The organism is Methylobacterium sp. E-012, assembly GCF_057836545.1.
On the sequence record NZ_JBYQEY010000007.1, the window covers coordinates 1 to 22,789 of the forward strand.

A 22,789-nucleotide genomic window follows, 5' to 3' on the forward strand; every position below is an offset into this window, starting at 1 on the left:
GAGGCCGCACCAAGGCCCGCCGTCTCAAGACGACCCCGGTGCTGCTCTTCCGGCGCGCGGCCAGAGCCGATCGCTGAGAGCATGGTGGGGCGGCAAGGTTAACGGATCCTCTACCGCGCTCGGGATGCGCGCACGCCAAACCAGCAGCCAGAGGCGCCGAGGCGGTAGCGGCATAGCCTGAGCCGTAAGCTAAGCGTTTATACGACAACGGCGCAGCAACCTTGAGGTCACTGCGCCGCTGGTCGGGCCGCCTGAGGGGGCAATGACGGCCACGACGAAACGGATACGCCCAGCCCCGCCTTCGCGGGGTGCGCCTGAGCACATCCAGTCGCATGTGGCTCGGTGGTGACACGCATCGACGACCATCTGTGGACGACGTCGGATGCCTCTGATTGGTCAAGGTTCAGGGGCGAGCGTGAGATGCCTTCTCCGATCTGGCATCGCCATGTTCGCCAGTTCCCACGCCTTCATCCACTATCATCGCGAGCGCTTGGCCGTGCTCCTGTCCTCGGCCCTGTTCTTGGCTGGCGCCCTGCCGCTGTTCTGGGCGATCGGCTGAACCTCTCAGCGCCTAATCCCAGAACGAAGAAACACCCCAGGAGCGGGTGCTCCCAGGGTGTCGCCGACCTCGCGGCCAGGGTGATCGAGCTGGGGGTGCGGAGGTCAGCCGATCGGCTGCTCTTTGGCGATGAGGGGCGGTGAGGAGGACCAACTACCCCTCGCCCGCCATCGCATCTCCCGGCACGGATGCCGGGAGCAGCGCGACCGGATCTCAGTACGAGCCGAACTTGTAGTTCAGGCCGGCGCGGACGACGGCGAACTCGTCGGAGCGGCGGCCGATGCCGCTGCTGTAGACGGCGGGGAAGTTGCTGGCGGCGTTGATGACGAACGCACCCTGGTTGCGGGTGTTGCGGTCGAGGTTGACGTACAGGCCTTCGACCTTGAGCGTCACGGCCGAGGAGCGGAAGAAGTTCAGGAACGAGTCGGTGGGGAGCGCGTACTCGACGCCGCCGCCGACCGCGTAGCCGGTGCGGAAGCTGTCGTTGCCGGCATAGCCGCCGAAGGAGCGGTCGGCGCTGCCCGAGCCGTAGGCGAAGCCGCCGGTGCCGTACACGAGGGTGCGGTCGAAGGCGTAGCCGAGGCGGCCGCGCACGGTGCCGAAGTAGTCGAGGCTCGACAGGCCGCGCGGGTCGGTGACGTAGTAGCCGGGGGCGAGGGCGCCGTTGATGAAGGCGTTGTTCCGGCTGCGGCCGAAGTCGAGGTACTGGGCATCGGCCTCGATGCCGACGACCACGCCCGAGCCCGGGGTGAACTGGTAGTTGTAGCCGATCTGGGCGCCGCCGGAGAAGCCGTCCTGGCTGCGGTTGCCGAAGGTGGCGGTGGTGCCGGCGGCGGCGTAGGGGGCCGGGACGCCGAAGGTGGAGTTGTTGTTGCTGCGGCTGGAGGCGTCGAACGCGTAGCCGGCGTTGATACCGAAGTAGGCGCCCGTCCAGGTGAACACCGGCACGGGGGTGAACACCGGCGGCGGGGCGGCGCGGCGGGGCAGGTCGGCGGCCGAGGCGGCGGCCGTCAGGGCGGTGAACGCGGCCAGCGAGGTCAGGAGCTTGGTCATAACGTAAGGTCCAAATTTCGATCTGACGATAAGGCTACCCGTCCGTAGATGAAATGGCTGTAGTTTTACGGACACACTGCCGGCTGATGACGTGGGACGGTATAGTAAACCATCCATGAACATGCGTTGCACGGTCGAAATACATTGCGATGTACACGACCGGTCGTCGTAACATCTCGGCAGTTGTTTGGTTGCAGCATCCCGTAACTTTGGCCCGCGGCTGTTGCCGAGATGCTACAGAAGCGATCCGCCGCCCTGCCACAGAATTGGCCCGCCATCGGGTATTCAGCCCCATCATGCCGATCCGGCCCGAGCACCGCTTTTTCTATCCGATCGACTGGCGCGAGCTATCGATGGCGATCTGCTTCGGCCGGGCGCAGGGCCGCTGTGAGAGTTGTGGGCGGCCGCACGGTCGGATGGTCTACCACCTCGGCGATGGGCGCTGGTGGGACGCAGACGCTAGCCGCTGGCGCGACGGCTGGGGCAGACGGATCCGAATAGATGCGGAGGCTGACATCCTTGGACGCGCTCGCCGGACTTGGGTGGTGTTGGCTGCAGCCCATCGGGACCACGACACCGCGAACAACGCCGACGCCAACCTCGCGGCCTTCTGCCAGCGATGCCATATGATCCACGACCGGCCGGAGCATCAGCGGCGGCGTTGGCGCACCCTGTTCCGGCGGAAGGCGCTCGGCGATTTGTTCGGCGGTCCTTACGCTTGAAGCATGGGGCGCTCGACGAGGCCGAACCAGCCGCCCCGGGGCGCCGGTTCCTCCTGCGGATCGTAGGTCTGGCCGTGCTGCGCGGGAATGGGCTCAAGATGGCGAGCGGCGGGGTGGTTGTCGAGATACCGTACTTGACGGCTCGTTAACTGGCCTGCCCCCATCCGGTGGCCCAGGTTTGAAGTTAGTGCATCGTCGGTCGCGTGACGATGGCGGGGCGAGCGGACGGTACTGAGCCGCCCGGTTCCGGTGGCCGGATGACGACCTCCGGCGCAGGCGGGCAGTAGCCGAGTGACGAGTGGGGTCGGATGCTGTTGTAGTACCTCCGCCATCGCTCGATCACGACGCTGGCTTCCTTGAGGGTGTAGAACACCTCGCCGTTGAGGAGTTCATCCCGTAGCTTCGCGTTGAAGCTCTCGCAGTACCCGTTTTCCCAAGGACTGCCCGGCTCGATGTAAGCCGTCTTCGAGCCGACCGCTGTGATCCAGTCTTGGACGGCTTTGGCGATGAACTCCGGGCCATTGTCCGAACGGATATGCTCGGGCACGCCGCGCAGGCTGAACAGATCCGAGAGGACATCGATCACGTCGTACGCCTTCAGCTTACGGGACACACGGATGGCCAGGCACTCACGGGTGAACTCATCGACCACGTTCAGCATCCGATACTTGCGCCCATTGTGCGTGCGGTGCTCGACGAAGTCGTAAGACCAGACGTGGCCGGGCCGCTCCGGCCGCAAACGGAGGCAGGAGCCATCGTTGAGCCAGAGGCGGGCTCGCTTCGGCTGTCGCGCTGGAACCTTGAGCCCCTCCAGCCGCCAGATCCGTTCGACCCGCTTCACGTTCACCGTCCAGCCATCGCGGCGGAGCATCGCCGTGATCCGACGGTAGCCGTAGCGCCCGTACTGGAGAGCCAGTGCGACGATGGCGGCGGTCAATGCCGCCTCGTCCTCGACCACCACGGCGCGCTTGCGCTGTGTCGAGCGGTGCTGACCAAGAACGCGGCAAGCGAACCGTTCCGACACGCCATGCTCGGCCACGACGTAGTCGACGCAAGCCCGGCGGCGAGCCGGGCTCAGAAGTTTCCCGAAGCTGCCTCCTTCAGGATGAGCTTCTCCAGCGTCAGGTCCGAGATCGCCCGACGCAGGCGCAGGTTCTCCGTCTCCAAGGACTTCAGCCGCTTGACCTGATCACCCTTCAGGCCGCCGTACTCGGATCGCCAACGATAGTACGTGACCTCCGTCACCTCGATGGATCGGATTGCTTCGGAGACCTTGCGGCCCTGCGAGACCAAAACATCGACCTGACGCAGCTTCGCGACGATCTCTTCAGCCGTATGCTTCTTCCGACGCATCATAACATCCTCCACATGGCGCGAAGCCATACCTCAGGGAGGACCACTTTTCAGGGGGCAGGCCATCGCCCCCGAGGTGCTTGCCAGACTTGAGGATGGCTTGCCTATCACCGAGGCGGGGGCTCGTGACCGCGTCATGGGCGTGCTCGGACTGCGTCCAGATAGCCAACTCTATCCTGCCAAGCCGACTGATTTCGGCCGGCGTCCATCGGATTGAGATGGAAGCACGCTGACCCCGTCTGCAGCCGCCCAGCCTCCTCCCGCCACGCATCGCGCTCGGTCCGCATGGCTTCGACGAGGGCGTGCATGTTGCCGGCGTCGACCGCAGTCTCAACCAGCATGTCCTGGGTCGAGGCCAGTTGCTCGCGCAGCTCGGCATTCTCGGCCGGGATAGCAGGCCTTCGAGCGTCTGATGAGAAGCGTAGGCAATCAGGCGGCAGGAGCAGTGATAGTCTCAGATGCGAGCTTGGATGAAACAAGCATGAAGCTGCGATGGACACCTCGTCCCGCAGCCTTGGCTTCGTACAAGGCGGCATCGGCCTTCCGGTGGAGGTCGTCGCCCGACTCACCATCCTCTGGAAAGCGCGCAGAGCCGATGCTGAGGCCGACCCGCAGCAGCCCTATTGCATTAAGCAGGTAAGGCGGGCCAGCGATACTTTGGATGAGTGCATCGGCATAACGCTCGACTGAACTCGGTGAAAGCTCTGGTGCGACGATGACAAATTCGTCGCCCCCAAGGCGCGATACGATGTCGATGTCGCGAACACTTTCTCGAAGACGTTCACCGACCGCTCTCAGGACCTTGTCGCCAGCTTGGTGACCGTGACAGTCGTTGATAATTTTGAAGCCATCGAGATCGAGATAAAACAGGACGAAGCGATTTCTAAAGCCTATCTGACGAGCATCAAGCTGTTCCATCAAGCCGAACCGATTGAGTAGTCCGGTCAACGTATCGTGCCTCGCCTGATGACGATTATTCTGCTCCGCCGTCAGGTTTGTGATTGCCATAGTCTGAAATCGCTCGATAATCTTCATTACCCCGAAGAGGAACAAGGGCGTTTGAAGAAGGAGGACGAGCAGCCAGGGCTCTCCAGACACGGCAGCGCCGACGACAAAAGGCAGGTCGCACATGCAAACGAGCATGAGCGCGTAGCGCGGGGCGGCGTAATTGCGAGCGCAGATCGGCCCGATCAATCCCATGACGGTTGTCGCAGCCAGAAGCTGCAATGGAAGTATGTTGGTACGCATGGCGGCGAACGCCATCCCTCCCTGGAGTCCGCACCAAAGCGTGGCCGTGACGAGATACAGATCCGTGGGTGTGGGCATCCCGCGCGAGGCGAGCGTCGCTGCTCGCCGCACCACCGCTAAACGCGCAGCCACGAGAAAGACATCGACCACAATGAACAGCGCGAAAATCTGCCCTCGATCCATCAACAACGCTGCGCCGTTGAGCACCAAGCCATTTATGACACCCGCTATGACCGCGTTCGGAGTCGAAAATAACTCGCCGAGCAGCACGTTTGCGATCGCTGGCGAAGCTGCACGTCCAGGATCTGTCAACCATCGCAAGGCAGTATTGACGGGGGGCGTGTAACCGTACCTAGTGTCGGGCATGCGTTCGTCTCCGGAACCAGACCCTGATGCATCCAAATGAATAATAGTTACGTCGCCGTCAACAAAAAATACATTATGTTACGTATACAAGCTCTATTTTTAGTTTAGTTTTGTTTAATATTCACAGAACTGAATCATTTAATCGCTTTCTTCGCCGGCCAGCATCGCATCTGATCATGGTGGATACATTTCCTGTCTGATGCATTTTCCATCCATGATGGTTCTCGACCTGATCCGGGCCCTGGCGGAAGATGCTCCCGTAGGCATCGTCGTCACGGACGTGGCGATTGATCCGCCGGGGCCGATCATCCGCTACGCCAATCCTGCCTTCGCACGCCTCGTCGGGCGCGACCTCGGCAAGATCATCGGGCAGAGCCCCCGTTTCATGCAGGGGAAGGAAACCCGCCAGGAAACGCTCGATATCTTCAGACGCGCCTTGGCAGCTGGAGAGCGCTTCCACGGCTACATCACCAATTACCGCGGGGACGGCACCAAGTACCGGGCCGAGATCGATTGCCGCCCGCTCCGCGACTCCAGTGGGCGGATCGAGAGCTTCGTCGCATTCGAGCGGGAGGTGATCAGACGCCTCGGCCGACCTGCTTCCGGCGTAGCGGGACGCTATGAGCCCGTGATCGCAGTCGGAGATCCCCTGACCGGTGCTCTGCGAGCACTCGCGGTGTTCGAGGAGTCGTAGGAGGAACTTAAGGCGCTATTCCACGCCCTCGGCTATCTCGCGTCGCAATTCCGGTATGCGCGCCCAGGGCTCGGTCGTCCGGGCCATCGATCCCAGACGCAACTCGACCACCGCTTCGGGCACGGCCAAAACCGCCGCCCAGGCTGACGCGAACGCCGCCACGCATGCGGGGTCGAAATGCCGGCCGCTGTCAGCCTGGATGCAGTTCCGCGCCTCACCGAACGGCATCGCCACCTTGTATGGTCGCACCGTGGTCAAGGCGTCGAACACGTCCGCAACCGCGACGATCCGCGCTGATAGAGGGATGGCCTCGCCACTCAGGCCGTGCGGGTAGCCGCTGCCATCCCATTTCTCGTGGTGTGCCTCCGCGATCTCGGCGGCGAGGCTGATCAGCTCCGAGCCGCTGTCCCCCAAGATCCGGCTACCGATCGTCGGGTGCGTGCGGATGACGGCGAACTCGGCCTCATCAAGGCGCCCCTTCTTCAGCAGGATCCCGTCCGGCACGGCCACCTTGCCGATGTCGTGTAGCGGTGCCGCGAGGTACAGGCGCCGGCAGAACTCCTCGGGCAGACCCATCGCCTCTGCGATGATCTGGCTGTAGCGGGCAACGCGCCAGGTGTGGTCGCCGGTGTCGTTGTCCCGGTACTCGACGGCCAGGGCGAGCCGGAAGATGACCTCCGCCTCCCGCTCACGTAGCCGGCGCGTCGCCCGCTCGATCTCACCAGCCATGCGCGACGCCTGCTCGTCCAAGTGACGCACGGCACTGGCTAGGCGCACGAGGTTGCGCAGCCGCACGCTCAGCTCGACGCCCTTGGCCCGTTTGTCGAGGAAGTCGGTGGCCCCCGCCTCCAGCGCACTGAGCCTGACGGTGTCGCACATGTCGCTGGTGATCATGGCGATCGGCGCCTGGGCGTAGTGTGGTATGGCCCGGATTTCGCGGATGTACGCGATGCCGTCCATCTCGGGCATGTGCTGGTCGACCAGCACGAGGTCGAAGGCGCAGGTTCGGGCTTCGACCAGTGCGGCGAGCGGATCGGTGCACGTAGTCACGACGACTCCATGCTCGGCCTCCAGCAGACGCCGGAGGTGTAGCAACGTGGCCTTGCTGTCGTCGACGAGGAGGACGTCCATCGAAGCCAACTCCATGCGTGGGTACGGTCGAAGGTCGGGCATCCGGAAGAGGTCACGCCTTGTACGGATAAGCTCGCGCCATTGTGCCGAGCCGCGAGAAGGTATCGGCCAGGCGATGGATACTGTCGCGGAAGGCTTCGATCTCCGGTGTCGGATCCAAGATGGACCCCATCCGGTCGACCTCATGCTCCAAGTCACGGCTCAAATTCTGCAGGGACAATCCGAGCGAGCGGATCTGGGGCCAGCGCGGACCGTGGTCGACATTGGCCCCAAGGGCCTGCTCCAGGCTTTCGGCGAGGCGCTCCGCGCCTTCGCGGTTCAGCCGGCTCGGAAACAGGTAAACCTCAGGCATCGTCGCCTCACGCCGCTCGCACGGTGGCGAGGAAGCGTCCGACCTCAGCCGTGAGGTGCTCGGACTGGCGTGACAGCTCGGACGCTGCGCCCAGAACCTGGCTCGCCGCTGCACCCGTTTCCTCGGCTGCATTCGCGACGCCGGCGATGTTGCTGGTTACCTCGCCCGTACCCATGGCGGCTTGGCTGACGTTGCGCACGATCTCCTGGGTGGCAGCGCCCTGCTCCTCCACGCCAGCTGCGATCGAGGTCGCCACGCCGCTGATCTCGCGGATCCGCCCGGTGATGCCCGTGATCGCCGTGACCGCCTGACCGGTTGAAGCTTGGACCTGAGCGATCTGTCCGGAGATTTCGTGTGTGGCCTTGGCGGTCTGCTCGGCCAGGGCCTTCACTTCGGAGGCGACCACCGCGAAGCCCTTGCCTGCTGCACCGGCGCGGGCGGCCTCGATCGTGGCGTTTAGCGCCAGGAGATTGGTCTGCCCGGCGATGGTCGAGATCAGCCCGACTACGTCGCTGATACGCGCGACCGCAGCGCTCAGCTCCTGCACCAGAACACCGGCCTGGTCGGCTTCGCTTACCGCGAGGTGCGCGAGGCTCGCCGATCCATCCACCTGGCGTCCGATCTCCTGAACCGACGATCCGAGCTGCTCGGCGGCGGCGGCGACGGTGTTGACGTTGGCGGCGGCCTCTTCGGCCGCGGCGGCCACCGCGCCGGACTGAGCGGAAGTCTCACCCGCCATCGCCGACATCGAGCCGGCGGTGGCCTGCAGCTCGGTCGCGGCGGCTGAGACCAAGCCGATGATCCCGCCGACCGCCTGCTCGAAGCCATCGGCCATCTGGCGCATGCCGGCCTTGCGCTGCTCCTCGGCGGCCAGCCGTGCCTGCGCGGTCTCAGCCTCTAGCTGGCTGGTGCGGATCTGGTTGTCCTTGAACACCTGCACGGCGGCGGCCATCGCACCAATCTCATCCCGGCGCAGGCGATAGGGCACCGCCGCTTCTGTATCGCCACCGGCGAGCACGCCCATAGCCCGTGCCATGGTCTGGATTGGACGAGACACGCGCAGCAGGCCGAAGGCAGCGGCGGCGCAGGCGGCAACGAGCGCCAAGGCGACGGCGACGTAGGCGGTCAGTGTGGCGGTGTCGGCTTCGGATGCGGCCGCGTCGGCATCCCGGCGAGCCCCTCGCTCGTTCAGGGCGACGTCACGCGAGAGATCGGCACGAGCTTCGTCGTAGAGGTTTGCGGTCTCGGGGGCGGTCATCTGCTTGAGGGCGAACGGCTGTTGCCCGGTCTCCATCAGACGACGCATCTCGGCATCGGCCTGCTCGAAGCGCTTCCATGCAGATGCGAATGCATCGTAGAGCGCACGCTCGTCCGTCGAGGAGATCAGCGGTTCGTAAGCCTTGCGCGCTTGCGCGAGCTTGTCGTGGGTCGCGGCGAGTTTGGCCTCGTTCTCGGCCAGATGAGCCGGCGTATCCGACAGGGTGAGCAGGCGCAGCTGTTTAATACGGACCTCGGACGCAGCCTCACGCATCTGCCCGACCGCCACCACGGACGGGAGCCGTATTGCTGCCACATCGAACACAGAGTCCCGGATACCCCCGAGCTCGATGATAGAGAGCGCGCCTTGCCCACCCGCGATGAGGGCGAGCAGGCCGAAGGCAGCCGCGAGCGCAGCTTTGAGCGAGAGGTGCATCTTTCCATCTTCTGATCAGGAATAAAAACTTTTCCTGCTCGACAGAATACGTCGGAGCCATCAACATTTCTGATTAATTCCACTAATTAAAAGTTTATTTCTGAAAACGCTGCAAAAATTTATCGATAAATAGTTCTAAACTGGCCTTAAAACACGTCAAATGACTGCTTCCAACCGTCATATCGCCATAATACAACTCATAATTGCGGGTTAAATAATGGGGATGGCGCTCGAAATCCCGCCATCGAGAATTCCGTCTTTTGACAGCTCCTTCGATACCTTGCTCGGGTTGGATCATGCGATCCGAGGGAACACTACACCTCGTCATCTCTATGGGTGTCACGACTCTCCGATCCACCACCTTGCCGCAAAGGCATAGGGCGGTGCGAGGCGTGACCATCGGCATTGATCCGTTCTGCCGAACGCCCGCAGACCGTCACCGCATGGCTTGACCGATTCCACTACCCGCGCGGATTCTCGCACGGTCTGATCGGTCGGGGTCGCCCGCCGCTTGTCGGCAGCCCTTTTTTGGCTCCGTTTTCCCCGATTCTGACAGGACTAGAACTTCAGTAGGCGTGCGCTGCGGGGATTTGCACCCTCCCCCCTGAGGGATGGATCCCTTCCGGGCCAAGCGCAGCCAGGCGGTCCACTCAGCCGAGACGATCCGAACGATGTTCGGCAGGTTGCGAAAGCCGGTGACAGGGCGCTCCTCGACCGTGACCAAACAGAGCTTGCGAGCCTCCCGGATGGCGTTGCGCACCGTGGTCTCGGACACGCCGACGATCGCCGCGATGTGCCCAACCGCCAGCCGGCAGTCGCCCCGGCGCGCGGTCTCGGCAGCGACCAGGGCGAGCACGCCTTGCTCGGCGTGGGTGAACTTGGCGGCGAGACCGAGCGGCATGCGGCCCGAGGCTGCCCAGCGGCGGCGGCGCTCCATCGAGGCGTCCGTGCGTGGCCGGGAGCCGACGCCAGGCTTCCTAGAGCTTCCTATGCGATTTGAGGCGTTCTCAGCTGCATCCCCCATCCGGGGTGTGACAGTTGCCGCCCCGTTCGGGTTCTGTCCGGATCGCGGTCCACTTTTAGACAGTGTTCGCGCCTCGATCAGGCCGGACAGGCTCTCGGCCTCGGCCTCCGTGACCTTCCCTTCCCCGTAGGCGCGCCACAGCAGCGCCGTCACCTGCGGCAGGGTGATTCGGCTCGCGGCCTCGATGGCGCGCCTCAACTCGTCGGCAAACATGGTCCTCGGCCCCGTGAAAGGGCCGCAACAGGTCGTTCCGGGCCGCCGCAGGGGCGTCCAGTCCACAAGGCAAAGCCTCATCGTCGCGGGAATTGGCGTTCCCGCTTGACGCCCGGGGGCGTCTCATGGCTTGTGGGGGGTGCGTGAGGCCCCACAGGCCCTTTTCGATTTCGACGGCCCTCCAGTTTGGCGACTGGGGGGCCGTTGGCTTTTCAGGGGTCGACTTGCGGCGGCGTGATCTCCTGATGGTGCCGGCGACTCGCTAGAAAGCGCCTCAGCCGGACATGGCATGTCGGCCGGGTCACACGGTTAAGTCAACGTCAGGGAATGATCAGCGCGACCATGCCAGCAGGAACTTCGACCCTCGCGGACCTGCGCAAGGCAGGTATCATCAGGAGCCAAGAGGTTGTCGCGGCGATCGACGTCTACATGCGGGATCCGGCGGCGGGCCCCTACCGCTTCGCCAGCGGGCACAGCATCAATGTCTCGGCCATCGCGGATGCGACGCCTGGCCTCGATCGCGAAGAGCGCGCCGGTCCTCAAGAGAAGACGTTCCGGAACGCGCTGGCAGCCGCCGTCATGTCGGCTCACCCGACCCTGCCGTGATTTTGAACCTGTCGATCCAGATCAGCGCCGAGACGCTTTCCCCTTAGATCATGATCGACGCTAGGGTCCGGGCGGCGGCGTATGCTGCCGAGACGATAGAAGATCTCATGAACGGACAGAGACACCCACTCCACCGGCTTTGCAGCGCAATGAAATTGGATAATAACGAACTCGAGACTAGTAAATTTCGTAGACAGGCAATTTTGATAGTTTGCGCCGAAAGCTTACTTGAAGCGCAATACAAAGACAGGCGTGCGCAAACCTCAGCCTTAGACTTGATGCTCGACATATCTGAGATTGCAGCCTTTGTGCCCGAGGGGTCGGAAGCCTTCAGAAAGAAGGCGCAACGCAAGATGTATAATCCTGACACGTTGTCTTATGGCGACAGGCAAATGGGGCGAAAAGTCAACAAGAACAAAGTATATTTACAAAACCATGGAGCGACCACGATAGATAAAATCCTCACTTGGACAGTGCGAGTGCTCTGGGTGCATCTGTCGCCCCTTGATCTGGGCGCGACTTCGGCTTTTGAGCAGCGTCGCATCATGATCGTTGACCCGAAGGCTGGATTGATCTCGCTTAGCCCCGGCCGTGCGCCGGCAGCTATTGCCCCTCCCCCAGGTCAATCCTAGCTTTGACAGTCCCATGCAGGACGCCCTCGCCCGTTCCATCGCTCAGACCGCAGCCGATGTTCTCGGCCAGCGCAGCGACGCGCACGGTGGGGTCATCGTCTCGGATGAGGCGATCGGGGCGCATCTGTGGTTCGAGCGCGGGTTTCGGGACCACGACGAATTAGTCTCACTCATCAATCACACGCGCCAGGCGCTAGACGAGCGCACCCCGCCTTGTCCCGCCCGCGCGCCGTACCGGAAACCGGTTCAGCTCAGCTTTGAGCTGGGGGCCGCCTGATGCCTCGCCGGGATAGTGAGCCGCCCCGGTTGTTCAGCATCTTCGACCGCATCGCGGCCGAGGCGATAGCGGCACGGCAGCGGGAACAGGCCCAGACCATCGCGCTCGTAAAAGAACGGAAGATCCAGCGTCGCCGCAATCGGCGCTCGAATTGGACAGGCGATCGTCAGACCCTTCGCGAGATCGCGGATCTCATCCAGCTTCGCCACCGCGGCCCCTGCGATACCGATGACGGCGAAGCCTATCTGAGGGCCGCCCTCCCCTGGCTCGTTGCGAAGGCCGGCGGCTTCCTCGCCGAGGATCTGGAACAGCACGTCACCGGCTGGTGTCGCGTCGCTGTTCCCCGCCTCGGCTTGGATAGCGTCCGCGGCTGCATTGCGGAAGCCCAGGAGCGCGACGGGCAGCGGCACCGATGGTGGACCGCTCAAGAGCTTGGGGACGTTCTGCGCCTCACCGTAGCCGAGCGGGAGCGATTGCGCCTCACCCGGATCCGCCCGGCCGGGATGACCGCTCGTCAGTTCGCCAAGTACCAACGGCGGGAGAAAACCTCCCGGGAGAAAGCCCGGCGCATCGCCAAGGGTGCCCGACCCCGGGAGCAATCGAAGGCTCAGCTAGAGCCGTGGGAAGCGCTGGGGATGAGCCGGGCGACCTACTTCCGGCGGCAGCGAGCCGGCGCCCTCCCCGCTCAGGTCCGAGACCGTGAGACTGTTTCGTGTCCAGCAGGTACGAAGTACCTACAGGCCGCCACGGACCAGTCTCACGTCACAGAACGGACCGTACAGGGTCCAGCGAGGAAGCACCGCCCGATCCCGAGCGTCGGCGCTGTCGGGCATGCGCCCGGAGCCAAGGTAAGGGCGATCCCGTCCGGTCGTGCCGTCGCGCTGCCGCTACCAGAGGAAGGAGTTTTTGAGCACCCCGACATGCTCGGTGGGGGCGAGTGGAGACAGATCGGGGCGCCCCTCAGCGACTATGCCGGCGGGGTCTTGCCGGACAACCTCGTGCGGGCGGTGCGCGACGCGCAGCGGGTGCGCCAGATGACGCAAGGGGCAGTCGCACGTCAGATCGGGATCAGCCGTCCGCAGCTCGCCAACGCGTTACAGGGCCGGTTCGGCTTGAGCCGGAGTGCGGCAACCAACCTGCTGGAATGGCTGGCGGCCTAACCCTTCAATGTTTCCGAGACGGCGTCAGCCGTCCGCCGTCAGGCGGGACCAACGTCTACTGGAGGAGTCGCAGGTTGATCGACGAGGTCATCCCGAGCCCGAACAGCGCCGTGCCGATGGGCGCGGGTGCACAGGTGCTCCAGAAGGTCGGCGTGCTCAGCGCGAAGGCAGCCTTGAGCACCATCCCGTGGGCGGCCCTAGTGTTCGACCTCGGACAGGCCGCCGTGGATTACGGCAATGCGCGGCTGACCGACCGCTTGCTCGGGGATCTCGGCGAACGCATCGATCGAATGGAAGCCGGAGCCCGCGAGCGGCTGAAGGCGGATGAGATCTACCAGCTCTCCGCGCACGCCGCGATCCGGCGCATGCTGTCGGAGACGAACCCGCGCATGGCGGATGCCCTAGCGAGGGCGGTGACGGAGTTGGGCATATCTACGCTCCTACCAGCCGAGCGGCTGGAGATCGCCCGCGCGCTTAATGCGCTGACCGAACCGGCGCTGCACCTGTTGCAGACCATGTACCGAGCCCAGAACAATCATCTCACACAGCAGGAACTGGGCGTGGTCGACGACGACGTGCGGAAGACCTATCATTTCACGAAGCTGATGTACGCCACCATGCCACTGAGCTCTTGGATCGCCCCCGCCACCGAACTTGAGCGGGCTGGGATGGTCGTGGCGACCCTCGATGATGGCTGGTACGACCCGGCGGAAAGGGCGGCCGAGGAGTCCTTGGGGCTCACTGTGCATCTGCGCGAGATGTACCCGCTGGGCGAGCGCGTCGTGAGGATGTGCTTCGGCAACCCCGCAGTACCCGCGTTCGGGTTTTTCGCTGATCAGCCGTTGAACTCTTAGTGCCGCGCCGCCCTGCCAGCGTCACCCAAGCCGATATCGCGCAAGCGATTAGGGTGACCTACTCCACGGCGCGCCGCTTCACAGGCGGCAGGGCCACGCTGCACACAGACGGTTTACCGCTACGTGCAAACCAACGGAACGGGCCCTCGCGCTGAGCACTTAGCGAACTGCCATGTTTTGGTCCTGCCTGATCCTCGTCGCTGAACAAGCGTTCGTGCCCACGCAATGGGAGCGAGCTTCAGCGCGTAAGGAGGCTGTCGACGAAGCGCTCTGGCTTGGCTTCGTGGGGACCATCGTGGGGACCATGGCGCTCGTCTTCCTGACTGGAACGATCGAGGTCAGCGGCGTAACCCATTGCGCAAATTGGCACCTGAAGCACACCGCGGCGCAACTCGCTGATGGTCCGCTACCGTTCCTGTCCCCCGAAGGCCACAGCAATCTGCTGCTCAAGCGACATGCTGCCGCTTCCGGTCGAGCAGCTAAGATCTAGAACGATGACAAGTCCCAGTCGGTCCAGGCCGGGACTGGACCGACTGGGACTACCGACCGGCATCCCGATCCGGGACCCCGGCGTCCGGCATCGTTGAGGCTGGGCTAACCGCCCTCCCCCATCCTGTATCCCGGGCCACGTTGCGTACTGGCCCCTCGCCGTGAGGAACGGCACCGAGCCCCGCCAGCCCGTGATCAGATCGGGCGGCGGGGCAGCGTTCGTCATCTCGCGGTCCTGATATCTACCGCGGCCTCGGCGAGTCTGCTGCATGTGCAACCTCTACAGCCTGATCCGCTCGCAGTCCGAGATCGGCAAGCCTTGCTCCCGGAGACCATCATCACCCCGCAGTAGTCGATCCGCAGCCTTCCATGCTCTGGATGAAGCGCGAACAGCTCGGCCGCCGTCCAACCGAGCGCATGGGCCTCAGCCCCGAGCCGGTCGCAGAAATCGATGGCAGCCTCGCGGATCGGCACCCAGCGGGTAGGCGTCAGATACCGGCATGGTGAAGCGGCCGACTTGGAATACGCGTTCGCGGATTGCGCCTTTGCAGCCATCGCGGCTGGCATCGTCGTAGCGGCAGCGGATCTCCGTCCATGACCTCCGACCTGGAGTTCATCCCCGAGAACGGCGGTGGGGCCGGGATCCGGCTCCGGGAGCGGAAGGGGTAGGAATTAGAGGGGTCAGGTCGTACCACAGAGCACCTGAAGGCGAAGGGCTATCTGAAATGAGCCCGGTGATTGACGCTATGCAGACGGCCAAACTTGCCCAGGTGGCACAGCTCGCGACCGCCGTCGCTGAACGCGTCCTTGATGCTCAGATTTTCGATCTGTCCGTTCCGCCCGCTCAAATCACCGCGTTGGCAAGTGCGGCTCGTCTGCTGCAGGACAATGGCGTGCCGTGGCCGCCGTTGGTTGAGCAGGTGCTCCACGAGCTTGCCGAGAATTCAGGGAAGCTGGCTGAAGGCGCCGGCATAGAGCGAACCAGCGAAGGCGACAGCGCGCTGACGGGTCTGACACGCTTCCTGGGCGCGTTCCGGCGCGAGAAAGACCTGCCAGTGCAGCAGGTATGAAGTCCGGCGTAACCGCTATGGGGGTCCTCATTGAGAAGGTCGCCAAAGCCCGCGAGCCATCGCGCCCGCTCTTCGCCGAGGTGTGGTTCGCGACCACCGGCCAGCAGGATCCTGACACCAAGGTGCGGTTCGCTTTCTTCATGCAGTCGAAGGCGTGGACGGACGCCGCACTAATCACGCTCGAACACGCGCTACCCGAGTGGGGCGTCGTCGCGAGGAGCGGACCGGGGCCAGGCGAAGCGAAATTGCAGCCGCCCGGAATGGGGCACGCTAAGCGCCCGGCTGGACTAGAGCCCGTGCGACATCCAGGAGGTGCTGCGCTCGCCATCCTGCAGGCGACGCTTCATGCCAAGGCCGGAGGGTTCTGAGGGCATGGCAAGCTTGCCGAAAGCCGCCCTTGAAGCCGGCGTCATCTTCATCGAGGAGAACCAAGAAGGCCGGGGGTGCGGATGGGGAAGGCTCGAGGCCGAAGTGGCGTGGGGCGGGCCAGCGAAGCTGTGGCCTGTGGATCACGCAAATTCTGAATTGACGAACTGTTAAGGTTTTGAGCTAGCCCCAGGACTTGGTCTCTGGGCATTGATGGCCACGCTTCAGTAGGCCACCGACGATGCCAATCCTCCTCTACGATCGTGTTCACCGCTACCTCGTGATCGCGCTGGTGAGTGGTGGGCTGGCAATGATGGGAGCGGCTTGGGTCTGGGACGCTCTTTGATGAACTAGACCGTGCGAAAGGCACATTCGCTCAAAACGACCGATCTTGAACCTCGCTGACTACGCCTGCCCGTAGTTCACCGCTATCGCGTAGGCGCGGCGCGCCGGAACGGATCTGCAATCTGCGGGATTTCTCAGGCAACTCAGAGAGGATGATATGCTGACAGGTAGCCTGCTGTGGCTCTTAGAGTCCGTCCGAGAAGTCAGGCTGATCGGGCGAGGCGTCTGACGAGGATCATGACGGCTGCGGCGTAGAGGAAGGCTCGTGCGGAGGCGAGTGTCGCTTCCGGATCCTTCCAGAGGCGTCGGTTGCGGCTGATCCAGGCGAAGAACCTCTCAACGACCCACCGACGTGGATGAACAGCGAAGCCAACCTGATCCGGCGGCTTGCGCACGATCTCCACGGCGATGATCGTCGCGCTCGCTGGCTTGTCGCCGGCATAGCCGGCGTCGGCGAAGGCCTTGGTGATGAACGGGAAGGTCCGGCGCGACAGGCGCAGGACCGGACCGGCTCCGTCCCGGTCCTGCACGTCGGCAGGTTGCGGATCGAGGACGAGCGCACGCCCGTCCGTGTCGACCAGAGCTTGGCGCTTGCGGCATTTGACCTTCTTGCCAGCGTCGTAGCCGCGCGGCCCGCCGCTCTCCATCGTTTTGACGGTCTGGCTGTCGAGCACGGCTGCAGACGGCGAGGCTTCCCGCCCGACACGCTCGCGATCGGCCATGACGAGGTGATGGTTGATCCGGCCGAACAGCCCTGTGTCGCGCCAGCGGCTGAAGTAGCCGAACGTCGTCGAACGCGGCGGCAGATCCTTGGGGATCATCCGCCAGGAGATCCCACCTCTCAGAACGTAGAAGATGGCGTTCAGGACTTCCCGTGTCGTCCAGAGCGGAGGCCGGCCACAGGACGCTGGCCTCGGCATCAGCGGCGCGATCACAGCCCACTCGGCATCGGTGAGGTCAGTTTCATAGCGAAGGCCCGCGCGGCTATGCTGCCGCCGGGTGGTCGGGGTCCACATGGCGCTTCCAGGTTAGGCTTCAGCACCCTCCTGGAATCATCGCCATCCCGGCCACTCAACCCCGCCTCAGGCCCTTATCGGACGGGCTCTTAGGGGTGCCGATCCCCGTCCTGATCCTGATCTGGTTCTTCTTCCTGCGGGGCCGATAGCGCTACCCCGGCTACCACCTCGACACCGCCATCCCGGCGGCTATTCTCCCCCCATGCGCACAACCCTCGCTGCCCTCGCTCTGGTCGTTGCTGCCGGCGGAGCAAAGGCAACCGAGCCGACAGCGAAGCAGCTCATCAAGGCCTACACCGCAGCTGATGAGGCGTGCCGTGGCTCGCCCGGCGACTCCAGTGCGGCCGAGTGTGATCGGCGCACCCGGCTGAACTCCCGTCTCAATCAGATCGGTCGGTGCTACGGCAAGGAGAACCAGGACCGGTCCGAGTTTGCCTGGCACGCGTGCACGTCTCATTCGAACCGTAGCAACGACCTGGTGCCGGCTTCTCGCTGATGCGGCTGCGCCATCTGCCGCCCACGGTTCTGCACCACGATGCGGGAGGAGACGTCAATGGCAGAAGGGTCCAGTGGGGCGGAACCGCGGCTGGAACGCTCCTCACTCGTAAAAGGACGCTGCAACCGCCGGTGAGATCGACGACCTCCCCCGCCAGCCCGTGATCGGATCGGGCGGCGGGGCAGCGTTCCATTTACCCCGCCCGCTTGGCGCTCCAACTACCGGTGCATTCGACCAGTCCGCCGGACGTGCGCCATGTGCCGCTGCCGCCGCCCTTGGTGTCGAGGCTGCCGGCAATCGGGACCTTGTTCGCGCCGCTGGTGATCGTCGCCTGCACGGCACCACCTGTCGATACACCGCCGGCGATGTCGACTTCCTCCCCAGGAATGGAGGCGTCGCTATCCTTGATCTGCACGTGATAGCTTGTGCTGGCTGAGCAGGGCCCCTCAGCCGTGGTGGCTACGATGGTCCAGGAACCGTCGAACTGGTTAGGGACCCGGACCTTCTTCGTGGCAGCATCGGCCGGACAGAGAACACCTGTCACGAAGGCAGCCGCAAGGATCGAGACGGCGATACGTGTCATAGACTGCTCCGACGGTCGCGCCGTCGGGACTGACTTCGCACTCCGAAAACAATGGCATCGCACAAATATTTTCCGGACCTCAGGACTTTCACCGCTGCTCGGACGACTTTCCTCAGCAGCCTGATCTGGTGCGAGCGTGGCGCCCCGCCGATCGCGTAACCACCCGAACATGTCTGGTTTTGCACAACCCTAGTCCGGCGCAGCGTCGGCGGCCATCTTAGTGGCAAGATCGCCTACCACTGGAGCCGGAGGGCCTGCGCGTGCTGATCTCGATGCCAATCAACCTGCTGGTGCAGATGGATGCTACTTCAGCGATAGCCTTCAGCGCCATAGGGCACTGAAGGCCGTCTCGAAATCTCCGATCAGGGTCCGATTGCAGAAGCTGTGCAGGATGGGGCCGTCGACCCGGCCCTCGCGCATCGCGATCGACTCGGTGTTCTGGTCGTAGGAGAAGTTCAGATGGCGGCCGCCGAGGGTGGTCGATAGGATGGCGTTGCCGCTATCACCATCCTGGGTCATTTCGGTCGATCCTGGCTTGCTGCGCCACATGATCCCGCCGAGCAGCGCCAGGGTGACCGCCTTCATCTGCAGGTCCTCGCCTTCGGACTGCGCGATGACGCTCACCGCGTAACGTCGCACGGCGTCGAGGTCGGTCTTCTCGGATCGGACGGGAGCGAACATGGACATCGACTTACTCCCGCCGCGTCGCGATATCGGTTGCGCCGGTCGAGGTAGCGGAATAGCCGCCCCAACCCTCCGTGGAGACGGGCGACGTGCCGCCCCACCCCTCGGCGCACCACGTCGCGAGGCGCAGCGTCGGATCGACCGAGCCGTGATCCTTCAGGATGCCCATGACGCGGTCCCGCTGTTTGTCCGCGACTAAGAGATCGAGCATCGCTGCGCCTTGCTTCAAGCGCGCGCAGCAGGCGTCCGGCGCTTCCGGAGCCACGCCGATCGTCTCGAGCCTATCCTGAAGACCGGAGCCGTTGGGAAGCGATGAGCCCGCCTCCGCGCGACCGTCATCCAGTCCGATGGGGGCGACCACGAGCCGGATTGCCCGCTCGGGGATGCCGGCCGCGACCAGCGTGGCCGTCGCGGCTTGCGCCCTGCTGGGGCTCTCATACAGCGCGAGGATGCCGAGCCTCGCGCGCGGACCTTCGCTCGGAAGCAGGAGCCCCTCCGGCCGCTCGGCTGTATCGCCCTCGGACGCGATCTCCGTCCACGCCGCAGGGCTGAACGTGGCGCGCTGGTCCGCGCTCAGCGCGAAGCCGGCGCTCATCGTGGATCCCTTCATCGGGAAAGGATCCGCCCACATCCGGTCGCCCGGACCGTTGCCGAGAGAGTTCTGCTGCGCTCGTTCACGCGCCGCAGCCTCAGCCGGATTATCGATCACCGTCTCAGCCGTCCTCATGGGCTCAGTGCTCGGTCCCGGGCATGTTTTGCCGTGGTTCGCCGCCGTGATCTTTGATGAGGTTGGACCGCGCTGGGTCGCCTTTCAGATCCGCCACCTGCTTTCGTGCAATCATGGCCAAGAAGCCGACGCCGCTGATCGTGCCGAGCGCTAAAAATAATAGAGAGATGCCGCTGCCCATAGGCGAAGCCTTTCGTCGAAGGAGCCGCCGAAGGAAGGACGACGGGGAGCATTGTGCTACATGTCGAACTAAGCCCAGGATCAGAGGTTGCCGCTTTCGATCATATCTGGGGTGCGGCGTCTTTTCTTATCATTTTTAGGGAGGATCAATGTTGGTGCAAGCCACATTGATCTAGACAGCATCTACTGAGATTTGGAGTTTTGTCGTGTATAATCCCATCTTTTTATCGATAATGCTGGCGATTGAGTCGCGACGGGTCATCGAGCTGCGCATGGTACGTCTTGCCTGGGGCGGCCGTGAGGGCCGCGCCGAGATGCGGTCGATGGTTGTCGAGAAGGTGCATGCGGCCGGCGAGGCAATGACTACGCTGATGTTCGGAGGCTCGCCCGAGACGGTCATCGCCCGCTACCGCGAGCACGTCGCCTTCAACACCAAGCGGCTGTCGGCAGCCTGATGCGACGCGTCAGTCGCGCCGAGCTTCGGTGCTCGCGCGCTCGACGACAGCCCGCAAGGCTGCGCTGCCTTCCATCACGAACCAGGCCCGCAACACGCTGGTGGTTTCAGGCGTGTCGTCCGACCGCTCCCGGAACAGATCGGCGTAGCGGGCCAGCTCGCGCTCCATGAACATGTCGAGGTAGCCTGCTCCCTTTGTCCGTGCGAGGTCGACGAGGGCGTCGCTGAGAACGCGCTGCATCATCTCGCCGACCATGGCCGAGACGTACACCGCCTCGGCACTGCCTTGTTGGGGTTCGCTCATGATTTGCCCTATAGCCCCGCGCCGCGGCGTCTCTGTTGGGGTTTGCAGGCAACATTTTCCATCGATCACCAGCGAAATCGCTCAAACCGGCTTGAGATGTCGTCGCAGCCAGCGGCTCGCCTCTTCCAGGGCTGGAAAGGCAGGGACCCTCTGCCCTTGGAGCCGGCCGAACCCCGCCTCCATGAACCAGCTTCCGACATTGGCATGCTTGGGTTCGGCGAGGCGCACCAGCACGGCTACGAGCAGCCCGTTTGCCATCACCAGCATGCCATCCCGGTCGGGGCTGCCGGTGTCGACCGCGATCGGTTGCAGCTGCAGCACAAGCAGCGTCTCGACGTTGCCCCGCCCGGACATCGGCTAGCCCTCCTGGGCCATACCGGGCCAACTCAGGTCGCGACGATCACCCCAGCGCGTGCTGCGCAAGTGCAGGTAGTTCGGTGTGAAGCGGCAAAAAGCCTTCATTCGTTCGACGTCGAGGATGGTCAGGACGCGGCGCTTGAGGTGGATCAGGCCGAGCGCGCGCAGCTCGCGCAGAGTCCGGTTCACGTGCACGTCGGACAGTCCCATCGTCTCGGCGATCTCGGTCTGCGTCAGTGGGAACGCGTAGCTGTTGTCGGTGACACGCCCGACCGCTTCCAGGCGCATGAGTAGCTCGCACAGAAGGTGCGCGATGCGCTGGTTCGGAGCCCGCGCGCCCATGTTGACCAACCACGCGCGCAGGACGGCACCGTCGACCAGGGAGCACCACCAGAAGGCGCGCGCGATGCTCGTGTGATGCGCCGTGATCTCATCGATGGCCCGACGGGGGATGTCCACGACCTGGCACTGCGAGATGGTGCCGATGGTGTGATCCATCTCGTCGAGGATGAACACGTTCAGGTCGCAGAAGTCACCTGGTACCAACAGGGCCATGATCTGGCGCTGGCCGTCCGGAAGGACCTTGTACCGGCAGGCAAAGCCGTCGAGGATCAGCAGGACGTTGTCGGGCTTATCGCCTTCCCGGATCAGATCCTGGCGCGCGCCGACCTGCCGGACCTTGAGTACCAAGTTGTTCAAGGCCGAGCGAGCTGGGTCGGAGAGGGGTTCGAAGCTCTCGAGCTTCCGCGTCAGCGCCTGCTGCATGGGGCTCACATCGCTGCGCCTCGATGCCTGCCAATATGTCAGATATCCGACAAGATCTCCATCATTTGACCGATATCTTGTGCTCCTAAGAAATTAGGCTCAAAGATAGGCAGGCGTCGTACGCAGGCACGTCCAGGTGCTCGTGACCGAGGGCTCTTGGACCTCCCGCTCCAAGTGAACGGGACTAGGTCGCAACCGATGCAGCACAGCTGCCTCAATCGCCTGCTCAGATCCCTAGATCCGGACGATTTCGATCTCCTGCGACCGCACCTCGAACTCGCGATCCTGTCGTTGGGCGATGTGCTGATCAAAGCCGACACCCCGATCACGCGGGTTGCCTTCGTCGAACGAGGCATCGTCTCGCTCGTCAGCGTCGCGGCGGATGGCCAACAGGTCGAGGTCGGACTGGTCGGATGCGAAGGCATGGTTGGCGTGCCGATCCTACTCGATGCCGAGCGGACGCCGGACGAGGCCCGGGTTCAGGCTATCGGGCTAGCGCAGGTCATGCCGGTAAGTGCCCTCACTGATGCGCTTCGGCACAGTCGGCGCCTGCACAATCAGCTGTTGAAGTATGCGCACGTCCTCGGCGTGCAGGCCACGGCCACGGCCTTGGCCAACGGCCGCTACACCCTGGAGCCGCGTCTCGCCCGCTGGCTGCTCATGTGTCACGATCGGACCGAGGGTGACGAACTTCCGACGACGCACCGGTTTCTCTCGCTGATGCTCGGGGTCAATCGTCCGGGCCTGACGGGCGCGATCTCGGTCCTGGAGCGTTCCGGCGTGATCGGTCGACAGCGCGGTACCCTGATCGTTCGCGATCGCGCGGCGCTGCTCGCTCTAGCCGGCCCCTCCTACGGCACTCCCGAGGCCGAATACGAGCGCCTGTTTACGGGTCCGGCACCGGGCGGCCACTGAGAACCTTCTCAGCCCCACCCCAAGCTACGATGAGGAAGACGTCTAAGCCGGGCGGCCCTATCATCACCGCTCGCCCGGCCTCGCGCACCTTCCGACCGCGT

Annotated in this window: 27 protein-coding genes; 12 read left to right on the forward strand and 15 right to left on the reverse strand. The window is 64.0% G+C overall.

All coding sequences use genetic code 11. From position 1 onward, the window contains the following. Positions 1-772: 772 nt before the first annotated feature. Entirely contained in the window at positions 773-1,612 is an 840-nt protein-coding gene (locus AC3IF1_RS30300; RefSeq protein WP_489216192.1) for an outer membrane protein, read from the reverse strand. A 296-nt stretch (positions 1,613-1,908) separates the two neighbouring features. Here AC3IF1_RS30300 and AC3IF1_RS30305 point away from each other — a divergent pair, with 296 nt between their 5' ends. Then, the gene (locus AC3IF1_RS30305) at positions 1,909-2,334 is read left to right on the forward strand and encodes a hypothetical protein (protein WP_489220838.1); all 426 of its coding nucleotides are present in this window, start codon (positions 1,909-1,911) and stop codon (positions 2,332-2,334) included. Positions 2,335-2,518: 184 nt separating this feature from the next. Here AC3IF1_RS30305 and AC3IF1_RS30310 read toward each other — a convergent pair. Then, a protein-coding gene (locus tag AC3IF1_RS30310) for an IS3 family transposase (RefSeq protein WP_489220288.1) occupies positions 2,519-3,687 on the reverse strand; the annotation gives its coding sequence in 2 pieces (ribosomal slippage) (positions 2,519-3,423 and positions 3,423-3,687; 1,170 coding nt in all). A 429-nt stretch (positions 3,688-4,116) separates the two neighbouring features. Then, complete coding sequence (locus AC3IF1_RS30315; protein WP_489220799.1) at positions 4,117-5,205, reverse strand: GGDEF domain-containing protein; 1,089 nt, start codon at positions 5,203-5,205, stop codon at positions 4,117-4,119. Positions 5,206-5,515: 310 nt separating this feature from the next. Here AC3IF1_RS30315 and AC3IF1_RS30320 point away from each other — a divergent pair, with 310 nt between their 5' ends. Beyond that, the gene (locus AC3IF1_RS30320; protein ID WP_489220800.1) at positions 5,516-5,995 is read left to right on the forward strand and encodes a PAS domain-containing protein; all 480 of its coding nucleotides are present in this window, start codon (positions 5,516-5,518) and stop codon (positions 5,993-5,995) included. A gap of 15 nt (positions 5,996-6,010) precedes the next feature. Here AC3IF1_RS30320 and AC3IF1_RS30325 read toward each other — a convergent pair whose 3' ends face one another. The 4 genes from AC3IF1_RS30325 to AC3IF1_RS30340 all read right to left on the reverse strand — a co-directional run bounded on the left by AC3IF1_RS30325 (position 6,011) and on the right by AC3IF1_RS30340 (position 10,408). After that, positions 6,011-7,126, reverse strand: coding sequence for an HD domain-containing phosphohydrolase (locus AC3IF1_RS30325; RefSeq protein ID WP_489220801.1), 1,116 nt, complete (start codon positions 7,124-7,126; stop codon positions 6,011-6,013). Positions 7,127-7,178: 52 nt separating this feature from the next. Further along, the gene (locus AC3IF1_RS30330; protein ID WP_489220802.1) at positions 7,179-7,478 is read right to left on the reverse strand and encodes a hypothetical protein; all 300 of its coding nucleotides are present in this window, start codon (positions 7,476-7,478) and stop codon (positions 7,179-7,181) included. Between the two features lie 7 nt (positions 7,479-7,485). Beyond that, on the reverse strand, positions 7,486-9,171 hold the full coding sequence (locus tag AC3IF1_RS30335) for a methyl-accepting chemotaxis protein (protein ID WP_489220803.1): 1,686 nt from the start codon (positions 9,169-9,171) through the stop codon (positions 7,486-7,488). Positions 9,172-9,607: 436 nt separating this feature from the next. Next, positions 9,608-10,408 carry a helix-turn-helix domain-containing protein gene (locus tag AC3IF1_RS30340; protein ID WP_489220804.1) on the reverse strand — a complete coding sequence of 267 codons (801 nt, stop codon included), beginning with the start codon at positions 10,406-10,408 and terminating at the stop codon, positions 9,608-9,610. Positions 10,409-10,735: 327 nt separating this feature from the next. On the opposite strand from AC3IF1_RS30340, the gene AC3IF1_RS30345 reads away from it, so the two are divergent. The 8 genes from AC3IF1_RS30345 to AC3IF1_RS30380 all read left to right on the forward strand — a co-directional run bounded on the left by AC3IF1_RS30345 (position 10,736) and on the right by AC3IF1_RS30380 (position 15,864). Then, positions 10,736-11,014, forward strand: a complete 279-nt coding sequence (locus tag AC3IF1_RS30345; protein ID WP_489220805.1) for a hypothetical protein — start codon at positions 10,736-10,738, stop codon at positions 11,012-11,014. A 107-nt stretch (positions 11,015-11,121) separates the two neighbouring features. Next, complete coding sequence (locus tag AC3IF1_RS30350; protein WP_489220806.1) at positions 11,122-11,646, forward strand: hypothetical protein; 525 nt, start codon at positions 11,122-11,124, stop codon at positions 11,644-11,646. Between the two features lie 13 nt (positions 11,647-11,659). Next, positions 11,660-11,923, forward strand: coding sequence for a hypothetical protein (locus AC3IF1_RS30355; protein ID WP_489220807.1), 264 nt, complete (start codon positions 11,660-11,662; stop codon positions 11,921-11,923). A gap of 29 nt (positions 11,924-11,952) precedes the next feature. Next, a complete protein-coding gene (locus AC3IF1_RS30360; protein ID WP_489220808.1) occupies positions 11,953-13,083 on the forward strand; it encodes a transcriptional regulator in 1,131 nt (376 codons plus the stop codon). Positions 13,084-13,157: 74 nt separating this feature from the next. After that, positions 13,158-13,937: a hypothetical protein gene (locus tag AC3IF1_RS30365; protein WP_489220809.1), complete on the forward strand. Its 780-nt coding sequence runs from the start codon at positions 13,158-13,160 to the stop codon at positions 13,935-13,937. A gap of 172 nt (positions 13,938-14,109) precedes the next feature. Beyond that, positions 14,110-14,427 (forward strand): hypothetical protein, encoded by a 318-nt coding sequence (locus tag AC3IF1_RS30370; protein ID WP_489220810.1) that lies wholly within the window; start codon positions 14,110-14,112, stop codon positions 14,425-14,427. 724 nt (positions 14,428-15,151) lie between these two features. Beyond that, on the forward strand, positions 15,152-15,496 hold the full coding sequence (locus tag AC3IF1_RS30375; RefSeq protein ID WP_243972560.1) for a hypothetical protein: 345 nt from the start codon (positions 15,152-15,154) through the stop codon (positions 15,494-15,496). Between the two features lie 17 nt (positions 15,497-15,513). Continuing rightward, a complete protein-coding gene (locus AC3IF1_RS30380; RefSeq protein ID WP_243972559.1) occupies positions 15,514-15,864 on the forward strand; it encodes a hypothetical protein in 351 nt (116 codons plus the stop codon). Positions 15,865-16,410: 546 nt separating this feature from the next. Here the strand turns inward: AC3IF1_RS30380 and AC3IF1_RS30385 are convergent. The 5 genes from AC3IF1_RS30385 to AC3IF1_RS30405 form a co-directional block, all read right to left on the reverse strand. Further along, positions 16,411-17,223 (reverse strand): IS5 family transposase, encoded by an 813-nt coding sequence (locus AC3IF1_RS30385; RefSeq protein WP_489218471.1) that lies wholly within the window; start codon positions 17,221-17,223, stop codon positions 16,411-16,413. A 689-nt stretch (positions 17,224-17,912) separates the two neighbouring features. Next, positions 17,913-18,302 carry a heme utilization protein gene (locus AC3IF1_RS30390; protein ID WP_243973616.1) on the reverse strand — a complete coding sequence of 130 codons (390 nt, stop codon included), beginning with the start codon at positions 18,300-18,302 and terminating at the stop codon, positions 17,913-17,915. 321 nt (positions 18,303-18,623) lie between these two features. Then, complete coding sequence (locus AC3IF1_RS30395; RefSeq protein ID WP_243973617.1) at positions 18,624-18,989, reverse strand: hypothetical protein; 366 nt, start codon at positions 18,987-18,989, stop codon at positions 18,624-18,626. 4 nt (positions 18,990-18,993) lie between these two features. Further along, positions 18,994-19,713, reverse strand: coding sequence for a hypothetical protein (locus tag AC3IF1_RS30400; RefSeq protein ID WP_489220811.1), 720 nt, complete (start codon positions 19,711-19,713; stop codon positions 18,994-18,996). A gap of 4 nt (positions 19,714-19,717) precedes the next feature. Next, entirely contained in the window at positions 19,718-19,894 is a 177-nt protein-coding gene (locus AC3IF1_RS30405; protein WP_243973619.1) for a hypothetical protein, read from the reverse strand. Positions 19,895-20,126: 232 nt separating this feature from the next. Here AC3IF1_RS30405 and AC3IF1_RS30410 point away from each other — a divergent pair, with 232 nt between their 5' ends. Continuing rightward, positions 20,127-20,348: a hypothetical protein gene (locus AC3IF1_RS30410; RefSeq protein WP_489220839.1), complete on the forward strand. Its 222-nt coding sequence runs from the start codon at positions 20,127-20,129 to the stop codon at positions 20,346-20,348. A gap of 9 nt (positions 20,349-20,357) precedes the next feature. On the opposite strand, the gene AC3IF1_RS30415 is transcribed toward AC3IF1_RS30410, so the two are convergent. The 3 genes from AC3IF1_RS30415 to AC3IF1_RS30425 all read right to left on the reverse strand — a co-directional run bounded on the left by AC3IF1_RS30415 (position 20,358) and on the right by AC3IF1_RS30425 (position 21,773). Beyond that, the gene (locus AC3IF1_RS30415; RefSeq protein ID WP_489220812.1) at positions 20,358-20,651 is read right to left on the reverse strand and encodes a hypothetical protein; all 294 of its coding nucleotides are present in this window, start codon (positions 20,649-20,651) and stop codon (positions 20,358-20,360) included. 81 nt (positions 20,652-20,732) lie between these two features. Beyond that, complete coding sequence (locus AC3IF1_RS30420; RefSeq protein ID WP_489220813.1) at positions 20,733-21,005, reverse strand: hypothetical protein; 273 nt, start codon at positions 21,003-21,005, stop codon at positions 20,733-20,735. Positions 21,006-21,008: 3 nt separating this feature from the next. After that, positions 21,009-21,773, reverse strand: coding sequence for a Crp/Fnr family transcriptional regulator (locus AC3IF1_RS30425; protein ID WP_489220814.1), 765 nt, complete (start codon positions 21,771-21,773; stop codon positions 21,009-21,011). Between the two features lie 300 nt (positions 21,774-22,073). Between AC3IF1_RS30425 and AC3IF1_RS30430 the strand changes: the two genes are divergently transcribed. Continuing rightward, positions 22,074-22,688: a Crp/Fnr family transcriptional regulator gene (locus AC3IF1_RS30430; protein WP_489220840.1), complete on the forward strand. Its 615-nt coding sequence runs from the start codon at positions 22,074-22,076 to the stop codon at positions 22,686-22,688. Positions 22,689-22,789: the final 101 nt, after the last annotated feature.